The organism is Candidatus Tisiphia endosymbiont of Piscicola geometra (genome assembly GCF_964026415.1).
Lineage (GTDB): Bacteria > Pseudomonadota > Alphaproteobacteria > Rickettsiales > Rickettsiaceae > Tisiphia.
On the sequence record NZ_OZ032144.1, the window covers coordinates 456,811 to 473,543 of the forward strand.

Genomic DNA, 16,733 nt, shown 5'->3' on the forward strand with positions numbered 1-16,733 from the left:
TCTTTAAATTACAAGATTGCTGAAATATTTTACACTTTCTAATAAGGCTGGATTCTCCCCTATTAGGCTTGCCTCTTCTCCTAGACCATGACTTTTATAAGGATGACCTAAGTCATAACTTCCATAGTGATGATGATCCCACTGCTTTATAGAAGTTAGTACGGTATCACTAATTTCATGTAATGTACTACTAACATATGATTTAACTGCAGTCCACATAGCCCATATATTCCAACTAGACATGTGACTTATAACCATGGGGCTTTCTACTAATTCTGTATTATTAGCTTCTAAAGACTCAATCTCAGATTTAGTGCTATCAATCACTGTAGTAGTAGCTTCCGTACTATTTATATAAGATGCTTCTGTAGGCACATCACAACCTCTATCATTTGGTGATATATCAGATTGATTACTATCAACAGTATGTTGTTCATTTAAAACTGTTACCTCTGTATTATCAAGATTATCGCTTGCTATATTAATAGAGCTAGTTTTTTCTTGTTGATCATTACAATCTTGAAACTCAGTTAGGGATTCTTGCATAGGGCTAGATTGCTGTTCTACATCATGTTGTTCTACCGCTTCTACATCACAACTTAATTGATCAGTAGCTATGTCCATTTGAAACTCTCTTGTTTCAGGATAAGTTATTGTTATATTTTTTAGCTCCTCAACATCAGTAATAGACTCTATCTTTTCTTCTTCTATCGTTTCTTCATAATTTTCTACTACATGAAATATCTCAGTAGGCACAGGTTGCTGTTCTATATCATAATCTAGTTGATTTATTGGCTCATCAATATCTGTAATATGGTCTTCATGTTGAGACTCCATTGCTTCAAGGAAAGTTATTGATATATCACTTGACTCATCATTAATATCTATAGAATCCGTATTTTCTTCTTTAATATAAATCCCTTTTTCCTTATTATATGATTCAGTTATTCCTTTAGATATCTTTTCTAACTTTTTAGTAGAAGTATCGACCCATTTACTATACTTCCTAGTAAGATTTGCAGTAAGTTGTACTACAATTTTATCCTTATTGTTCTCTAAATATGTATCATTAAAATCAGCTAATACTGGCAATAATTTAGCTATCAGTTTTTTACTTTGTGTTGTTTTGGTTATTTTTAACTTCTGAATTGATAATAATATTATTTCCATAGAGGTAACAATACTATTCACAGAATCAGCAAATTTATGAATATTCTTTGAAGTGAACTTCTCCTGATCAAAATAACCCCACTCTCCCCCCTTTTTGCCTTGGTTTATTTCTACTGCAAAATGCTTAAGTCCGGTTCTATTAATGACTGTCTTAAAAGATGGAGACACACCATAACCATTTTTTAACATATAAGTTTGCACTTTATCAGGGATTGTTATATATTTCGTAACTTCCGAAGCAATATCTTTTGTACTAAATCTAGCCTCTTCATTCGAGTCTCTTAAAACTATCATACTAACAAGATCATCTTGTAAACGTCCAGTAACAATATCTGCGATTCCTTCATTAGTTGATAATTTTTTAATTACATCTGCTCTATATTGCTCAATTTCCTCTTTAAACTTATTAATTTTTTTTGCACCCTCTGATGTTGTCTCTATTTCATCAAGTCTTTTCTTTATATCTTTTATCGTCATAAATAGACTTAGTGCACCTTTCTGCTCATTATATAATAATGAGTGACACATTATCTGAAAAATATCCTTTGTTATATCAACTTCACCTTGATTGCCAGCTACTGTGCTAAAAAACTCTTTACGTAAATATTTCTCAAAAACATGCAGACTATTTTCCCTCAGCTTACTAATAATATCATCCACTTGTTGTGGCGTTTTAGATACACCTAATTCGCTTGAAGATTCTGTGTTATCTACTTCCTTTGTTAAAGGAAAAGCTTCCTGAACAAGTGTAACTGTATTTACTGTTAAAATATCTTGGGACATGTTCTTATATTTTTCTATAAAATTAAAAAAACTTACCTCCGTATCAAACGGATATTACGATTGCGACGGATTATAACATACTTATTCAAACAATGCAAGATAAAAATATATCTTCTGCTTCTCAGGGCAGTTTCAAAGCCACAATCAAGAGTTGGCATATGTAGTAGTATTAACTATTAAGGATGTCATCACCCCCTGCGAAAGTAGCTTACTATAGGCTATTTTTTTAGATTCCCCACCAAAGCGGGAATGACATACTAGTGATCCTGAATAAGAACGGAAGCAAATTTTGACGACAAAATTACCATAACTCTTCTATTAATGCTATGGTATTAACCCTTAGATCTAGGTCATAATCTATGGTATTATTTATTATTCGTTTGATATTTGCAAATTTTGTTATCAAATAATCAGGGGAATTAGAACGCAATTGATTAAATATTTTATTCTCTAATTCATTGAATTCAATATTGATATTGAGAGATTTTTTAGTAATTCTATTAACTAGATATAGCATGCTACAAGCAAAATCTCCCCATAATTCCTTGTTTTTACTGGTAAATTCTTCGATAAGATCTAACTTCACTTTAGGATTTGCATAGTTAGCAATGTACGTCGTAAATTTAACATATATATCGCTTCCCACTAAGCGATTTTGTGATTTTATGTTAATTTTAGCACATCTAGATCTTATAGTACTTATTATTCCGGCAGCCCTTGAGGTAATCAAGAAAATAAAACTATCCTTTGGCGTATCTTCTAAAAGCTTAAGACAGGAATTTGCTGCATTGAGATTCATTAAATCTGCTTGATAAATAACAGCTACTCTATATTTAGATATTGATGATGTTCTATAAAAAAATTGCTGTAAATCTCTAATTTGGTCAATAGATATGTCTTTGACACTGCTCGTCACAGAATTATCCCTAGCTACTAAACGATAATCTGGATGATTTATTAATTGAATTTTATCTACAATCAAACTGCTTTCTATAAATATAAGCAAATCTTCTAAAGCTTTTGCGGTATCATCAACATCAATCAGCCAACTATTATAAAGCCTAGCCTGTTTGAATCTACATTCAAGATATTCTTTGATCATTCTGCTAATGGTATAATAAAAAATAGGTTTCTAGGCTTTGCCAACATGGGTCAGAAACCACATCTGTCGAAAGTTAGAAGAGGAAGCGGTTTTAGAAGTCATAATGGCAGTTTAAAAGTTACAAAAAAATAACCAAGGTCATTGCGAGGAGGTATAAGCCGACGAAGCAATCCATTTTTGGTTACTTTTATGGATCGCTTCGTCGACCTACGGTCTTCTCGCAATGACGTTGACCATATACAACTTTTAAACTGCCCTGCCTAAAACCCGCTCTACTTTCGACTTTCGACAGTTGTGGGGCAGAAATGCCAACGTAAGTAATGATACTTGTATGGCAAAAGCTAGTGTCATCCCTACGTAGGCAGGGATGACACTAGCTTTGTTGTATTGAACTCAGGTTACTTAAACTTGCACCCTTGGTAAAAACTATAATATTTTACAGAAGCAGGTTCTAAGTAAAATACGAACTTACGAATTATTACAAGCTTCCTTCATTTTCTTACCGGCTCTAAAGACTGGTTGTTTATAGGCAGCAATATGCATTTTCTCACCAGTTTTTGGATTACGACCTTCACGTGCAGCTCTACTTTGTATATGGAAAGAACCAAACCCCACTAGGTTAACGTCCTCACCACGACTAAGTGCTTTAAGTACACTGTCTACAACCCAAGTAAGGGCCTTTTCTGCATCACTTTTTGAATGACCTGCTTCAGCCATTAATGCTACTAATTCTCCTTTATTCATATGCTCAACTCTCCAAATAAATTGTTAACATTTCAGACATTAATGTATTTAGTATACTCAAATGATTTAGAGAATTGGATTTGAAAATGAAGAACAAGCGGTGCGTACATAAGATACGTTGTTACGTTCGTCCTTGATATTAAAAAAACAATTCTTCAAAGCAGAAGAATATATACTAACATACCAGCAAGATTTGTTATATCTCGTTGGCTAGATTATAGCAAACACTAAATTGACTGCAACTGAGACTTCTTTAGAACTTTTGAATATATTATTTTATAATCTAATTTCAATAAAATTGTATCTATTTTACATCAAATTAGTTTCTTATCCTGTAGTTAGGAGGATAGTATATTATTTTTGCTTAAATGAAATAATTAGTTGAAAATCATAATAGTTTATATATTATAGCTTTCTTATTTAATATATAAAAAGGGAACTTTTATGATCACTAGACTATTCTACATATTATGTATTTCAATTTTTAGTTTAAATACTAGTACCAATCCAGCTCCATTGGGTTTTGAATTAAATAAAGCAAGTATAGCAGATGTAGAGCGAGTATATCAGATTACTAAAAAAGAGAGGAATCATTGGGATGGATATAATTATTATGTTAATGTTAGAGAGGTCAAATTAGAGGGACTGACTGAATTATTAGTAATATGTAATGATGATAATATTATCCAAGCAATCATCTTAACGATAAATAACGATAAATTTACAGAGTTTTATGAGTTACTTGCAGAAAAATACAAACTCACCCATAGCCAAAACCCTAATTTAGGTAATAAGGAGATTAGATTTGCCGATGGTAGTTGTACTATTATATTAGATTCTCCATTCCTTAGCTTTAGTATGAGTCTTATATACATAACAGATGAGTTTCTGACAAAATTTAAAGGTAAGCAAAAAGAAGAAGAAAAAGCGAAAAAAGCAAAAGGTAAAGAATTGCTATAATTCAATTATAGGAGGTTCTGAGGTATAAGCCCAACAAACATAAGCCACTGCAAGGGCATCTGCTTCATCAAAGTTACTGATTGCAATTGCTCCTGGTAGTAAAAGTTTAATCATTTGCAGAACCTGATTTTTTTCAGCATGACCATAACCCACTACAGATTTTTTGATAACATTAGGTTTAAATTCTTGAAAAGCAATATCATATCCTCCTATAAGTGACATGACTGCTCCTCTAGCATATCCCAATTTTAACGATGAAACACTATTCATATTAACAAATGTCTCCTCCATAGCAACAATAGCAGGTTTATATTGTACTATTATCTTTTGCAAGGACGAGCTAATGAAAGCTAGCCTTTTATGCATTGCTTCGCTTGATTTAGTCTTTATGACCCCACTATCTAAATATTTCAGAGGATCGGTATCGATTACCCCCCATCCCATACCAGCTAAAGATGGGTCAATTCCTAGTATAATCAAAATTATTCCCCCACTAATAGATTTTTTGTAAAATTACTTCAGAATAATAAAGTTTTACATCTTTTATTATCTATTCATTAACCTTTTTTAAAAATACATTGTCTGTGATATTCTAAATAATCCGAACGTCTTGCATGCAACGATAAATCATATTGCTTATTTGGAATCAACCCCAATCTTTTTGTATTCAACGGTGATAAATAAGGTGAAACAAAAATTTTACCTTCATTTGAAAAAGTTATAAACCCTTGGTCAAATAACCTATCATAAGTTGGTGTTAAAAGTAATCCATTGTATTTATCAATACGTTCTCTGTCATTTTCGCAAACCGCCCAAGGTTTTATATGGCTTGCAATCAGCATTCTCTCATCATTTACTCTTGTTATTAAGCATTCACCCATTTCATCAATAACACTAGTACGATATTTACCTTGTCCTTTTCTTGCATAAATAATTTCTTTCTTTTTATCTTGTCCTAGTGTTTTATCTTCTTGAATTTCCTTTTCTTTTTCTGCTATAATTGCACTATGATGCCTTGGATCATAAAAATAATTTAAATATGGTCTAAAATAAAAAACCTCTTTATTATCAATATTTTTCAGTTTCAAGATTGATATATAAGTAATTTCAGGTAAAACAATTTTTCTAAATTCTTTATAAAATACGTCTCCACGCATTGAACTGATTTAATATCTTGAATCTCCACCTGCCGGTGATTCAGTAAATTCAAAAAACAGTACCTGTTCTTTTCTTTCAAGCATTTTGTTATTTTCAAGCCAATAATCAGTTATATTCTCTCGATAAACTTGTTCTTTATTCTCATATTCAAATTTTGCGTCTTGCAAATACTCTAATAAATCTCTTTTTAATAAAAATCCCGTCATTGAGGTTTTTTTAAAAAACGATTGTATTTCTATGCTTTTTCTTGAACCGATGTATAATTTTGCTTCTCCATTACCTCTTGAATAATCAAGTTTATTTCGTCTATGCACAAAACAATCAGGTATTACAATACTATCAAATGTATTAATATTAATGTATTTCTGCCCCAATAATGTTAGTTCATTTTCCATAAATAGACTTAAGTAAATTTACTAATACATCAACAACAATGCTATTACCAGTTTGTTTATATGCTTGCGTATCGCTAACAACAATTTTGAATTCATCAGAAAAACCCATTAATCTTAAACATTCTCTAGGGGTTAGTTTTCGTAATTTATCGCCTCGTGTAATGTAATTATCAACTCCTGCCCTATGCATTTTTGCCATTGTTGATAAAAGAGGTCTTGCAATTGATAAATCTATTACAGGTTTTGAATAAAAATCCCTTGTACCACTTGATAAAACGTAGTTTTTTACTTTCTCAGAAAGATAATATTTATCCATTACAAAATCCCCGTGCCAATTAAATTGTTGATTGGCTTTTTGACATAATGCAATTTTACCGTCAATTTGTGTATATTTCTTATTTAAGTTCTTGTTATCTGAAACAAATTTAATACCCTTTTCAGGTAAAAAATATTTTACCTCAGGGTTATCAACTAATAAATTTTGCATTGTTATTTCAAGGGGGATCGGTTTTGGGAATTCAAAACTTTGTTCTTCTAAAAAACCAATAACAAATAGTCTTTCTCTATTTTGTGGTATGCCATAATCTCTTGAATTCAAAACTTGTTTATAATATGTATAACCTAGTCCTTTTATGGTTTCTTCAATTGTTTCCCAAGTCTTACCACTATTATGAGATAATAGACCTTTTACATTCTCAAAAATAAAAATCTTGGGCTTTATTTCGTCAACTAATCTTGCAAACTCAAAGAACAAATTTCCTCTATCGTCCTCAAGCCCTTTCCTTTTTCCAACCATTGAAAAAGATTGGCAAGGACTTCCCCCAACAAATAAATCTATTTTATTTTTATATTTATTGCCATCGAGTACTTTTATGTCATTGTACCATTGATTTTCGTTGATTTTATAATTAGCAAAATATGTTTGTTTGCAATATTTATCAATATCACAAGCAAAAACAATATGGTGATCTATTTGCAATCTTTGCAATGCGTGTTCTATTGCACCAATTCCACTAAATACGGTTGCTATGTTAATTTTTTTCATGTAATCAAACTTAAATATGTGTTAGGTTTGTCTATGTCTGCAAACCATTTTGTATACCTAAGATATTTCACTTAAATCATCCTTTTTTAAAACTTTGATATAAAACTGGAATAACAAATATAGTGAAAAGAGTTCCTATACTCATTCCACCAACTATTACTAAACCAATAGAATTTTGAGCGGCTGCTCCTGCTCCAGAACTAATCACTAATGACATTGCCCCAAAAATGGTTGCTAGAGTAGTCATTAGAATAGGTCTAAGTCTTAAGCTAGAGGCTCTAGTTACAGCTTCTCTAACACTTAGTCCTTGGTCTCTTAAGTTATTAGCAAATTCTACTATCATAATAGAATTTTTTGTTATCAAACCAATTAAAGTGATCAAACCAATATTACTATACATATTAAGCGTATTACCACATATTAAGAGCATTAATACCCCTCCAGTAATTGAGAATGGTACAGCAATAAGTATTAATATAGGATCAGTAAAACTTTCAAATTGGGCTGAAAGCACTAAATAAATAAACAACAAAGCAAATAAGAAAGTAACAATAAGATTACTTTGTGATTCTGTCATTCTTTTAATCTCTCCAATATATTCTAATATAGTTGTTCTACTATCCAATAATTCATCAGCTATAGTATTTATCGAATTTATGGCATCGGTAATTTTTTGGTTTGGAGCTAAACCTGACGAAATCGTTACCGATCTAGAATTATTATAGTGGTTATAAGACTCAATAGACACTTTCTCAACCATATTAGCAACTACACTTAATGGCAGCAAATTATTAGTTGGTTTATTGGTTGGTATCAGTATCTTACTAAAATGATCGGTACTATTACGGTATTTTAGGTTATATTGCATAGTTATATCATACAGATTATTGCCCATTCTGAAATCACCAATTTTTCTTCCTGCCAGCAAATATTGCAATGTTATCCCTATATTTTCTAAACTCACACCAAGCAGATAAGCTTTATCTCGGTTAACAATTACGTCAATTGTCGGCATAGAAGAATTTAAATCACTACCTACATTGATAAAAACTGGATATTTCTTCATTCTATTAACAAATTTCTGTGATATTTGATCTAACTCATCATATTCAAGTGAGGTCTGTAAAGTAAATTCGACAGCATTTCTAGCATTACCACTAACCAATGAAGGTGGATTTTGAACAAAAATTGACATTCCTGCTATTTGTTGAAATTGCTTATTAAGCATATTTTTTATAGCTTCTTGTGACTTTGATCTTTCTTTCCAATCTTTAAGAGGTACGAAAGCAAAAGCACTGTTACTAGCTCCAGAGCCAATTATTGTCAAATAACCTGCTATATCTTTATGAGAACTAAGTATTTTTTCAGCTTCCACTACTGTTTTCTCTGATTGTTTAATACTAGAACCTTGAAGGCCAGTGAAGAAAACTTGTAAAAACCCATCATCTTCCTGGGGAATAAAAACTTTTTTGACAAAGATCAAACTAACAACTAGTACAACTAAAGATAGTGCAATAATAAGTGAGAATTTCTTTTTATGATCAAGAGCAAGATTTAAATAGTACAAATACTTGCTTTGTACTAATTTAATGAACTGATCAAATTTAACTAAAAACCCTAAAGGAGGTCGATCATTTTTACCAATCATGCGACTTGCCATCATTGGCGTTAAAGTAATCGCCACAAAACCGGAAAATAAAACGCAGAATGCTAAGGTCCAAGCAAATTCAATGAATAACTTACCAATAAATCCATCTATCAAACCTATTGGTAAGAATACTGAAACAAGTGTTATAGTCATCGCTACAATGGCAAAACCAATTTCCTTAGATGCAAGAAAGGCAGCTTCTATAGGAGAATGCCCCATCTCATTGTACCTAAAAATGTTTTCTAACATTACTATTGCATCATCTACTACCAAGCCAATAGCTAATATCATTGCTAAAAGGGTAAATATATTGATAGAAAATCCTAAATAATACATAACAATAAATGTACCAATTAATGATATCGGAACAGTTACAAATGGTATGAGGGTGATTTTTACTGATGCCAAGAACAGATATATTACTACCATAACCAAAACTAATGCTTCCATGATAGTGAAGAATACTGATCTGATTGAAGCCCTAACTGGAATTGATGAATCATGGGCTATATCAATTGTTATACCTTTAGGTAGATTTTTTTTTATTTTATCTAGTGAATATCTAACCTCTTTGGATAAATCAAGTATGTTTGCCTTCGATTGTTTTATAAGACCAAGTGCTATCGAGTTTTTTCCGTTATATCTAAAAATTACCTCAGTATCTGGAGGGGCTAAATATATTTTAGCAATATCTCGTAACTTTAATATATTAGCATCTTTCACTTTTAGTATAATTTTTTCAAACTCTTCCGGTTTACTTAAAGAGCCATCTAATCTTACAGTAAAATCACGTGCAGCTGTTTTAATAGTTCCTGCTGGATAATAGATATTTTGTTTTTTTATAGCACTCTCCATTTCTAACACTGACATTTTATGCTGATATAATTTTACCGGGTCTGGTTCTATACGCATAGAGTACTCTTTAGCACCATATATCTCAACCTGACCTATTGTTTCAAGTTTTTCTAAAATGGTTTTTACGCTATCTTGAACAATTTGGGTTAATTGTAAATCATCATATACATCACTACTGATACTTAAATACAAACTAGGGAAATTATCTGCATCCATCTTAGCAACATAAGGCATGCTCATACCTTGGGGGAATATGGAACTTATATTAGAAATTTTAGACCTAACATCGTTTAAGGCTGTTTCTATATCAGCCGATGATAGAAATATTAAAGTAATATGACTGCTACCTGTAGAGCTTTGTGAAGTGATAGTATCAAGGTTCTTGACAGTTTTTAGTGCTTTCTCAATACGAGTTGTTATCTCTTTCTCCATATAAAGAGCATCTGCCCCAGGGTAATTTGCATATACTGTTATTACAGGAGAAGAAATATCGGGAATAGCTCTAATTTGCAGTTTAGTAAGAAATACCGCCCCTAAAATAACAACCACTAGACTCAATACTGTTGCAAATACTGGACGTTTTATACATATTTCACTTAAGTACATATTATAAATAAATCCTACTTATGCAAATTTGGGATAAGAATTTGTCAATTCTTATCCCGAATTGGGGTTACTCCACTCCAATTACTAGTCTTTTTTCAATAATTTTAGCTAATTTACTGATAATTATTACCATAACATAGTAACAAAGTCCTGCTATTAACATAGGGGTAAAATAAGTATAACTTTCAATCGATACTAACTGAGCTCTACGCATTAAATCCATTTCACCGATCATTGATATAATCGATGATTCTTTGATTAAATTAATAAGCTCATTAACCAGTGAAGGTAAGATATTTCTTATGGCTTGGGGCAAGATAATATCTTTCATCATTAATCTCTCGGGTATAGCTAATGCTTTAGCTGCCTCAATCTGTCCTTTATCAACACTATTAATTCCAGCTCTAATTATTTCCGAAACATATGCCCCGGAGTTTAATGAGAAAGCTATGCTACCAGCAACGAAGACACCAAGCTTAATGCCAATTACACTAGGTAAACCAAAATAAATTATGCTAAGTTGTATAAGTAACGGAGTACCACGAAAAACAGATGTATAGAAATTAGCAAACAGTCTTAACGCACAACTTTTACTTACCTTACAAATTGCTAGTAAGATACCAATAATCAACCCTAATAACACTGAAACTATACTGTATTTCAGTGTTACTACCATCCCTTGCATAATAAAATATATAGAAGAAAAATCAAGTAATTGCTCAAACATTTAACACTCTTAAATAACCTCAATTTTGGAATTGTTCCAAACTTACTACCTATTCAAATTTTCGTATATTACGAGCAACCTCAATGGAAGAATTCATCATATTAGTACAATATATTTCAAACATTTTCTGCTGTAACAAAGCTAAATCTGGTAACCCCTTACATTTTAACAAATCTTTAGTAAGTACAACATTCTCCTGCATCCCTTTACTCATCGATGATAAGAGTTGATTAAATATATCTTCGGTTACTCTAATACGACTATTAACAACTGCTAAATTTTTAGAAATTGCAGAATTTACTATATCAGTATACTCTTTTGATAATCTCGATAATTGACTAACCAAATTGTCTATTGTTTCAGATTTCATTTCAGAACTATCTGAATTGTCCTTTAATTGAATATCCGGGGGTAGTTTTTTATTTGAGTTTAACTTATTTTTGCCCATATTTTCTCCATTTTAATATAAATATACTCTAAATTGATACTACCACTAAGCATTATTATTGACGAATATGTCTTATATTATTAAGTTTTGTAACCTCTAGGTTGCAATTGGAGCGTATAGGGTTAATATCTATGCCACCACGTCTTGTATATCTCGCATAAACAGTTAATTGATCGGGAGTACAAAACTTATTAATATCACAAAAAATACTCTCAACGCATTGTTCATGAAATTCATTATGATTACGGAATGATACTAAATATTTTAACAAAGAACTATGATCAATTTTCTTGCCTCTATAACTAATTTGTACTGATGCCCAATCTGGCTGGTTAGTAACTAAACAATTCGATTTTAGCAAGTGAGAATATAGTATTTCATTTACTACTTGCGTATTGTCTTCAGACAATTTTAGCAAATTTTGACTAGTCTCAAAACTAGTAATTGTCACCTCCAGTTTATCCAAATTTATGCCTGAAAAGGACTGCAGCTTTATTCCCTCATATGATTCTAAATCTTTTATAGAAACAGTTACAGGTGCTTGAAATACCAAACTTAAGTCCTTTGCAATTAATTCTTTTACTTGCTCTCTATTATCAAACTTAGTATTATTAAAAGAATTTAAATAAAGCTTTAGTGATTTTGATTCTACAATATTAGGCGACTCACAACTTACCATGAACTCCAATATTTTTACTTCAGGTTTACCACTTGGGTTTAGCCAAGAAACTTCATAACAATTCCAAATGTCAAATCCATTAAACGGCAAAGAACCTACTATCTGTAAGCTATCTCTAGCAAATTTACGACTGATTGGGTGTAGTAAACTATTGTCATACAAATCTGCATATTTAGTTTGCTTTCCAAGTACGGTTTCAAGAAACATTATTTTATCCAGTAAGTCATATAGTTTGGATGTCCTGTATCATTCAACAAATATTTGAGACCTATAGCGATTCTTAATATAAACCAAACAAACAAGCATGCGTATAACACCGGACCAATTAGTATTATAGTGGTTATCATAGATATTATAATACCAATAAATCCTATGCAAAAAGTACGTAATATAAAAGTGTAATGGCTAGCTAAAAGTCCATCTTTAATATCCTTATTAATATATGCAAAAACTGCTCCAATAATAGGTAATAACGGTGCAACTACTCCGCACAGAAATAATATATAAATTACTATAAGGTTTGTTTTCCCTGCATTTATATATTTCTTAATCTCCTTATCCATGTTCATCTCTTAAATTTTTAACTACTAGATGCATTATACTACCATGTTTTATATAGTCTATCTCATTATCTGTAAAAACTTGTAATATTACTTTGATAGTCTCAACTATACCACTTTTTCTCTTTATGATACAATTAAGTTGCTCATAAGGCGTTATTTCATTACTCAAGCCGGTAATGGTGACATACTCAGAACCATCAAGTTTTAAGTCATTTACAGTAGAAGAAGCAAGAGCAAGCGGTAAAACACCCATACCCACTAAATTTGATCGATGAATTCTTTCAAAACTTTCAGCAATTACTGCTTTTATTCCAAGTAAACTAGTACCTTTTGCTGCCCAGTCTCTTGATGAACCAGAGCCATATTCTTTACCTGCAAAAATTACTAAAGGCACAGAATGAGCTTTATAATCCATTGCAGCATCATAGATACTCTCTTGATTACCTAGTTGGTTTATAGTTACCCCTCCTTCAATTCCGGGACACATGGCATTTTTTATCCTATTATTGGCAAAAGTACCTCGCATCATTACTTCATGATTGCCACGCCGTGATCCATAAGAATTGAAATCGATAGGTAGAATGCCATGCTCAGTTAAATACTTAGCAGCAGGACTTGTTTTACTAATATTGCCGGCTGGAGATATATGATCAGTAGTAATAGAATTGCCAAAAATAGATAATATTCTAGCAGATTCTATATTGTGCAAGTTACTAGATATATGTTCAATACCTTCAAAATAAGGAGGATTGTTGATATAAGTACTATCTTTACTCCAATTATAAGTATCAGTTTTAGTTACTTTAATATCTTGCCACTCTTTATCACCTAAAAATACCTCACTATATTTGTCTTTGAACATTTTAGAGTTAATAGATTGATCTATTAACTCTTTTATTTCTTGGTGGGTTGGCCAAATATCCTTAAGATATATATCCTTACCATTATGACCTTTACCTATCACGTCAGTTTCAAGATCAATGTTCATAGTACCTGCTAGGGCATAAGCAACGACTAAGGGAGGAGAAGCCAAATAACTAGCTATTGTTAAAGGGTGTACCCTGCCCTCAAAATTTCTGTTACCAGATAATACCGAAGCAACAACAAGATTGTTCCCGGCAATAGTCTCTTCTATTTCCTGCACAAGCGGACCGGAATTGCCTATACAAGTAGTACAACCATAGCCGACAAGATTAAAACCTAAATGATTTAGGTACTGGTCAAGTCCACTTTTTTTCAGATATTCCGTTACTACTTTTGAACCAGGGGCCAATGAACTCTTAACCCACGGTTTTTTCATCAACCCAAGTTCTACTGCTTTCTTAGCAAGCAAGCCTGCTCCAATCATCACAGTAGGATTCGAAGTATTTGTACAGCTTGTGATTGCAGCTATTACGACATCGCCATGCCCTATACTATATTGCTCATCAACAGGGTACTTTTTATCAATATCAACATCACCTCTAGTTAGAGAAGGTAGTTCAGTTTTAAAATTACTAGCAGCATTTTTTAGGTTAACCCTATCTTGCGGCCGTCTTGGTCCTGCTAAGGAAGGTTCTAAAGTAGATAAATCCAGTTCTAATATATCAGTATATTCCGGAGTAATTATTGGATCAAACCATAATGACTGTAGCTTAGCATATTGCTCTACTAGCTTTATTCTATTTTGATCTCTAGCTGTAAAATTAAGATATTTTATAGTCTCATTATCAATTGGGAAGAACCCACAAGTAGCACCATACTCAGGAGCCATATTTGATATAGTCGCCCTATCTGCCAATGTCAGCGAATCTAGCCCATCTCCATAAAATTCAACAAATTTGCCGACTACATTTTTCTTTCTGAGCATTTGAGTAACTGTTAGCACCAAATCTGTAGCAGTAATCATTCCCTTTAAAGAGCCAGTTAACTTAAAGCCAATTACCTCTGGTAAAATCATTGATAAAGGTTGACCGAGCATTGCCGCCTCAGCCTCAATTCCCCCGACTCCCCAGCCAAGAACTGCTAGACCATTAATCATCGTAGTATGACTATCTGTGCCAACTAATGTATCAGGATAAGCGAAAGTTACACCATTTTGTTGTTTAGTCCACACAACATTGGCTAAATATTCCAAATTAACTTGATGACAGATTCCTGTTCCTGGAGGTACTACTCTAAAATTATCAAATGCTTCTTGCCCCCATTTCAAAAATTCATAACGCTCTAGATTCCTAGTTACTTCCATTGTAACATTTTTATCAAAAGAATCACTTGTACCATAATAATCAACTTGTACAGAATGATCTATGACAAGGTCAACCGGGATCAGAGGATTAATCTTTAATGGATTACCCCCTAGTTTTTTTATAGCATCACGCATAGCAGCCAAATCAACAATAGCAGGAACTCCAGTAAAATCCTGCATTAGTACCCTAGCCGGCATAAACGGTATCTCAGCGTCAGATTTTCTAGCCTTAAGCCATTCTTTAAATAGTAACAAGTTTTTTTTATTACCAGTTAGACGAAGGACATTTTCAAATAATATCCTTAAGCTATAAGGTAGACGCTTTAACTCAAGATTAATATCACTTGCCGCTTTATTTATATCAAAAATTTTATAAAGATTATCTCCTACAGATATTTCTTTAAGATAATCAGGATTCATTCCCGTTCCTCCAATTTTTTTAATCATTAGGGTTTACGCGAATTTGGTATAAGAATTTGTCAATTCTTATACCAAATTCGGTGAAATTATCGAAACAATCAGATTTGAGACGGCTCTGCATCTGATTGTTAAATTAATATTTTGCTAAAAACATGATTTTAAAAAATTAAAATCATGTTTTTAGCTTTAGAAAGGTTTAAAATGCATTTGCAAAACCGCTTTAAGAATGTATTTTTCCTTATATTAAAGGCAATTCGGGATAAGGATTAACTAATTCTTATCCCGAATTGGCATACTTTGAGTATACACTTAAAAATACCTACCACTAAGCCTTTCATTTAACTTAACTTGAAAAAATAAATATTTGAAGTAAATTATATAAAAAATTTCTTAGAATCGTATAAATGCTGTCATTTGAACAACTCACTCTTATTATAGACGAAAAAACTATCTTCACTAATATTAGTATGACTTTTTTACCATCATCTATAGTTTATTTACAGGGAGCAAATGGTTGCGGGAAGACTTCACTACTTAGAATTGTAGCTAATATACAAAATCCAACAAGTGGCAATGTTTTGTATAGATCATTGAACTGTAAATATTTAAAGAAACCTTATTGTAATTATATTGGACATAATCTTGGATTAAAATCCCAAATAACTGTATTAGAGCATCTAAAATTTTGGTCTACAATTTATGATTCCCTTGAAGCTTTAGAATCTTCTATATACTATTTCAAGTTACATAATATTTTGCATGAGAAATGTTACAAGCTGTCTGCTGGTAACCAAAAGAAAGTTGCCTTAGCAAAACTCATTGCTTGCCAGTCAAATTTATGGCTATTAGATGAAGTAGAAGCAAACCTAGATCAAGAAAACAAAGAATTACTATATAACTTGATTATTTTGAAAGCAAATAATGGTGGAGTTATTGTGGACACCTCCCACTCTAATATAGATATTAAGACAGCACAAATAATCAATTTTAAGGATTATAATTGTTAGACCTTAGTAACCTTAATTCGATATAAGAATTATTAATTCTTATATCGAATTGGCTTCTTATAATGAAAAATGCATTCTTGAAGCGGCTGGCACGAATGCATTTTAATCTATTACCGCTAATAATTTTATTTTTATAAGTATAAAAATAAAATTATTAGCAAATTAATATTTAACAATCAGGTAGGCAGCCGCTTCA

The 16,733-nt window shown here is 31.9% G+C and carries 15 protein-coding genes; 2 read left to right on the forward strand and 13 right to left on the reverse strand.

Annotated elements, in window-relative coordinates; translation table 11 throughout:
* Positions 1-3 precede the first annotated feature (3 nt).
* The 3 genes from AAGD26_RS02140 to AAGD26_RS02150 form a co-directional block, all read right to left on the reverse strand.
* Positions 4-1,953 carry a hypothetical protein gene (locus AAGD26_RS02140; RefSeq protein ID WP_341752036.1) on the reverse strand — a complete coding sequence of 650 codons (1,950 nt, stop codon included), beginning with the start codon at positions 1,951-1,953 and terminating at the stop codon, positions 4-6.
* A gap of 301 nt (positions 1,954-2,254) precedes the next feature.
* On the reverse strand, positions 2,255-3,055 hold the full coding sequence (locus tag AAGD26_RS02145) for a DNA polymerase III subunit delta' (protein WP_341752037.1): 801 nt from the start codon (positions 3,053-3,055) through the stop codon (positions 2,255-2,257).
* A 468-nt stretch (positions 3,056-3,523) separates the two neighbouring features.
* A complete protein-coding gene (locus AAGD26_RS02150) occupies positions 3,524-3,799 on the reverse strand; it encodes an HU family DNA-binding protein (protein WP_341752038.1) in 276 nt (91 codons plus the stop codon).
* Between the two features lie 444 nt (positions 3,800-4,243).
* Between AAGD26_RS02150 and AAGD26_RS02155 the strand changes: the two genes are divergently transcribed.
* A complete protein-coding gene (locus tag AAGD26_RS02155; RefSeq protein WP_341752039.1) occupies positions 4,244-4,759 on the forward strand; it encodes a hypothetical protein in 516 nt (171 codons plus the stop codon).
* On the opposite strand, the gene ruvC is transcribed toward AAGD26_RS02155, so the two are convergent.
* The 10 genes from ruvC to acnA all read right to left on the reverse strand — a co-directional run bounded on the left by ruvC (position 4,754) and on the right by acnA (position 15,530).
* A complete protein-coding gene (gene ruvC / locus AAGD26_RS02160; protein WP_341752040.1) occupies positions 4,754-5,239 on the reverse strand; it encodes a crossover junction endodeoxyribonuclease RuvC in 486 nt (161 codons plus the stop codon). The two genes, AAGD26_RS02155 and ruvC, sit on opposite strands and share 6 nt — an antisense overlap.
* A 77-nt stretch (positions 5,240-5,316) precedes the next feature.
* On the reverse strand, positions 5,317-5,916 hold the full coding sequence (locus AAGD26_RS02165; protein WP_341752041.1) for an HNH endonuclease: 600 nt from the start codon (positions 5,914-5,916) through the stop codon (positions 5,317-5,319).
* A 9-nt stretch (positions 5,917-5,925) separates the two neighbouring features.
* Positions 5,926-6,312 carry a hypothetical protein gene (locus tag AAGD26_RS02170; protein WP_341752042.1) on the reverse strand — a complete coding sequence of 129 codons (387 nt, stop codon included), beginning with the start codon at positions 6,310-6,312 and terminating at the stop codon, positions 5,926-5,928.
* On the reverse strand, positions 6,302-7,357 hold the full coding sequence (locus AAGD26_RS02175) for a DNA cytosine methyltransferase (protein ID WP_341752043.1): 1,056 nt from the start codon (positions 7,355-7,357) through the stop codon (positions 6,302-6,304). The genes AAGD26_RS02170 and AAGD26_RS02175 overlap by 11 nt, the downstream gene beginning before the upstream one ends.
* A 76-nt stretch (positions 7,358-7,433) precedes the next feature.
* Positions 7,434-10,466, reverse strand: a complete 3,033-nt coding sequence (locus tag AAGD26_RS02180) for an efflux RND transporter permease subunit (RefSeq protein WP_341752044.1) — start codon at positions 10,464-10,466, stop codon at positions 7,434-7,436.
* Between the two features lie 67 nt (positions 10,467-10,533).
* Complete coding sequence (locus AAGD26_RS02185) at positions 10,534-11,193, reverse strand: amino acid ABC transporter permease (protein WP_341752045.1); 660 nt, start codon at positions 11,191-11,193, stop codon at positions 10,534-10,536.
* A 49-nt stretch (positions 11,194-11,242) separates the two neighbouring features.
* On the reverse strand, positions 11,243-11,641 hold the full coding sequence (locus AAGD26_RS02190) for a hypothetical protein (protein ID WP_341752046.1): 399 nt from the start codon (positions 11,639-11,641) through the stop codon (positions 11,243-11,245).
* A gap of 55 nt (positions 11,642-11,696) precedes the next feature.
* Positions 11,697-12,530, reverse strand: a complete 834-nt coding sequence (gene queF, locus AAGD26_RS02195; RefSeq protein WP_410520631.1) for an NADPH-dependent 7-cyano-7-deazaguanine reductase QueF — start codon at positions 12,528-12,530, stop codon at positions 11,697-11,699.
* Positions 12,527-12,883 (reverse strand): hypothetical protein, encoded by a 357-nt coding sequence (locus tag AAGD26_RS02200; RefSeq protein WP_341748473.1) that lies wholly within the window; start codon positions 12,881-12,883, stop codon positions 12,527-12,529. Before AAGD26_RS02200 ends, queF begins: the two co-directional genes overlap by 4 nt.
* Complete coding sequence (gene acnA / locus AAGD26_RS02205; protein WP_341752290.1) at positions 12,876-15,530, reverse strand: aconitate hydratase AcnA; 2,655 nt, start codon at positions 15,528-15,530, stop codon at positions 12,876-12,878. Before acnA ends, AAGD26_RS02200 begins: the two co-directional genes overlap by 8 nt.
* Positions 15,531-15,934: 404 nt before the next feature.
* Between acnA and ccmA the strand changes: the two genes are divergently transcribed.
* Entirely contained in the window at positions 15,935-16,537 is a 603-nt protein-coding gene (gene ccmA, locus AAGD26_RS02210; RefSeq protein ID WP_341752048.1) for a heme ABC exporter ATP-binding protein CcmA, read from the forward strand.
* Positions 16,538-16,733 lie beyond the last annotated feature (196 nt).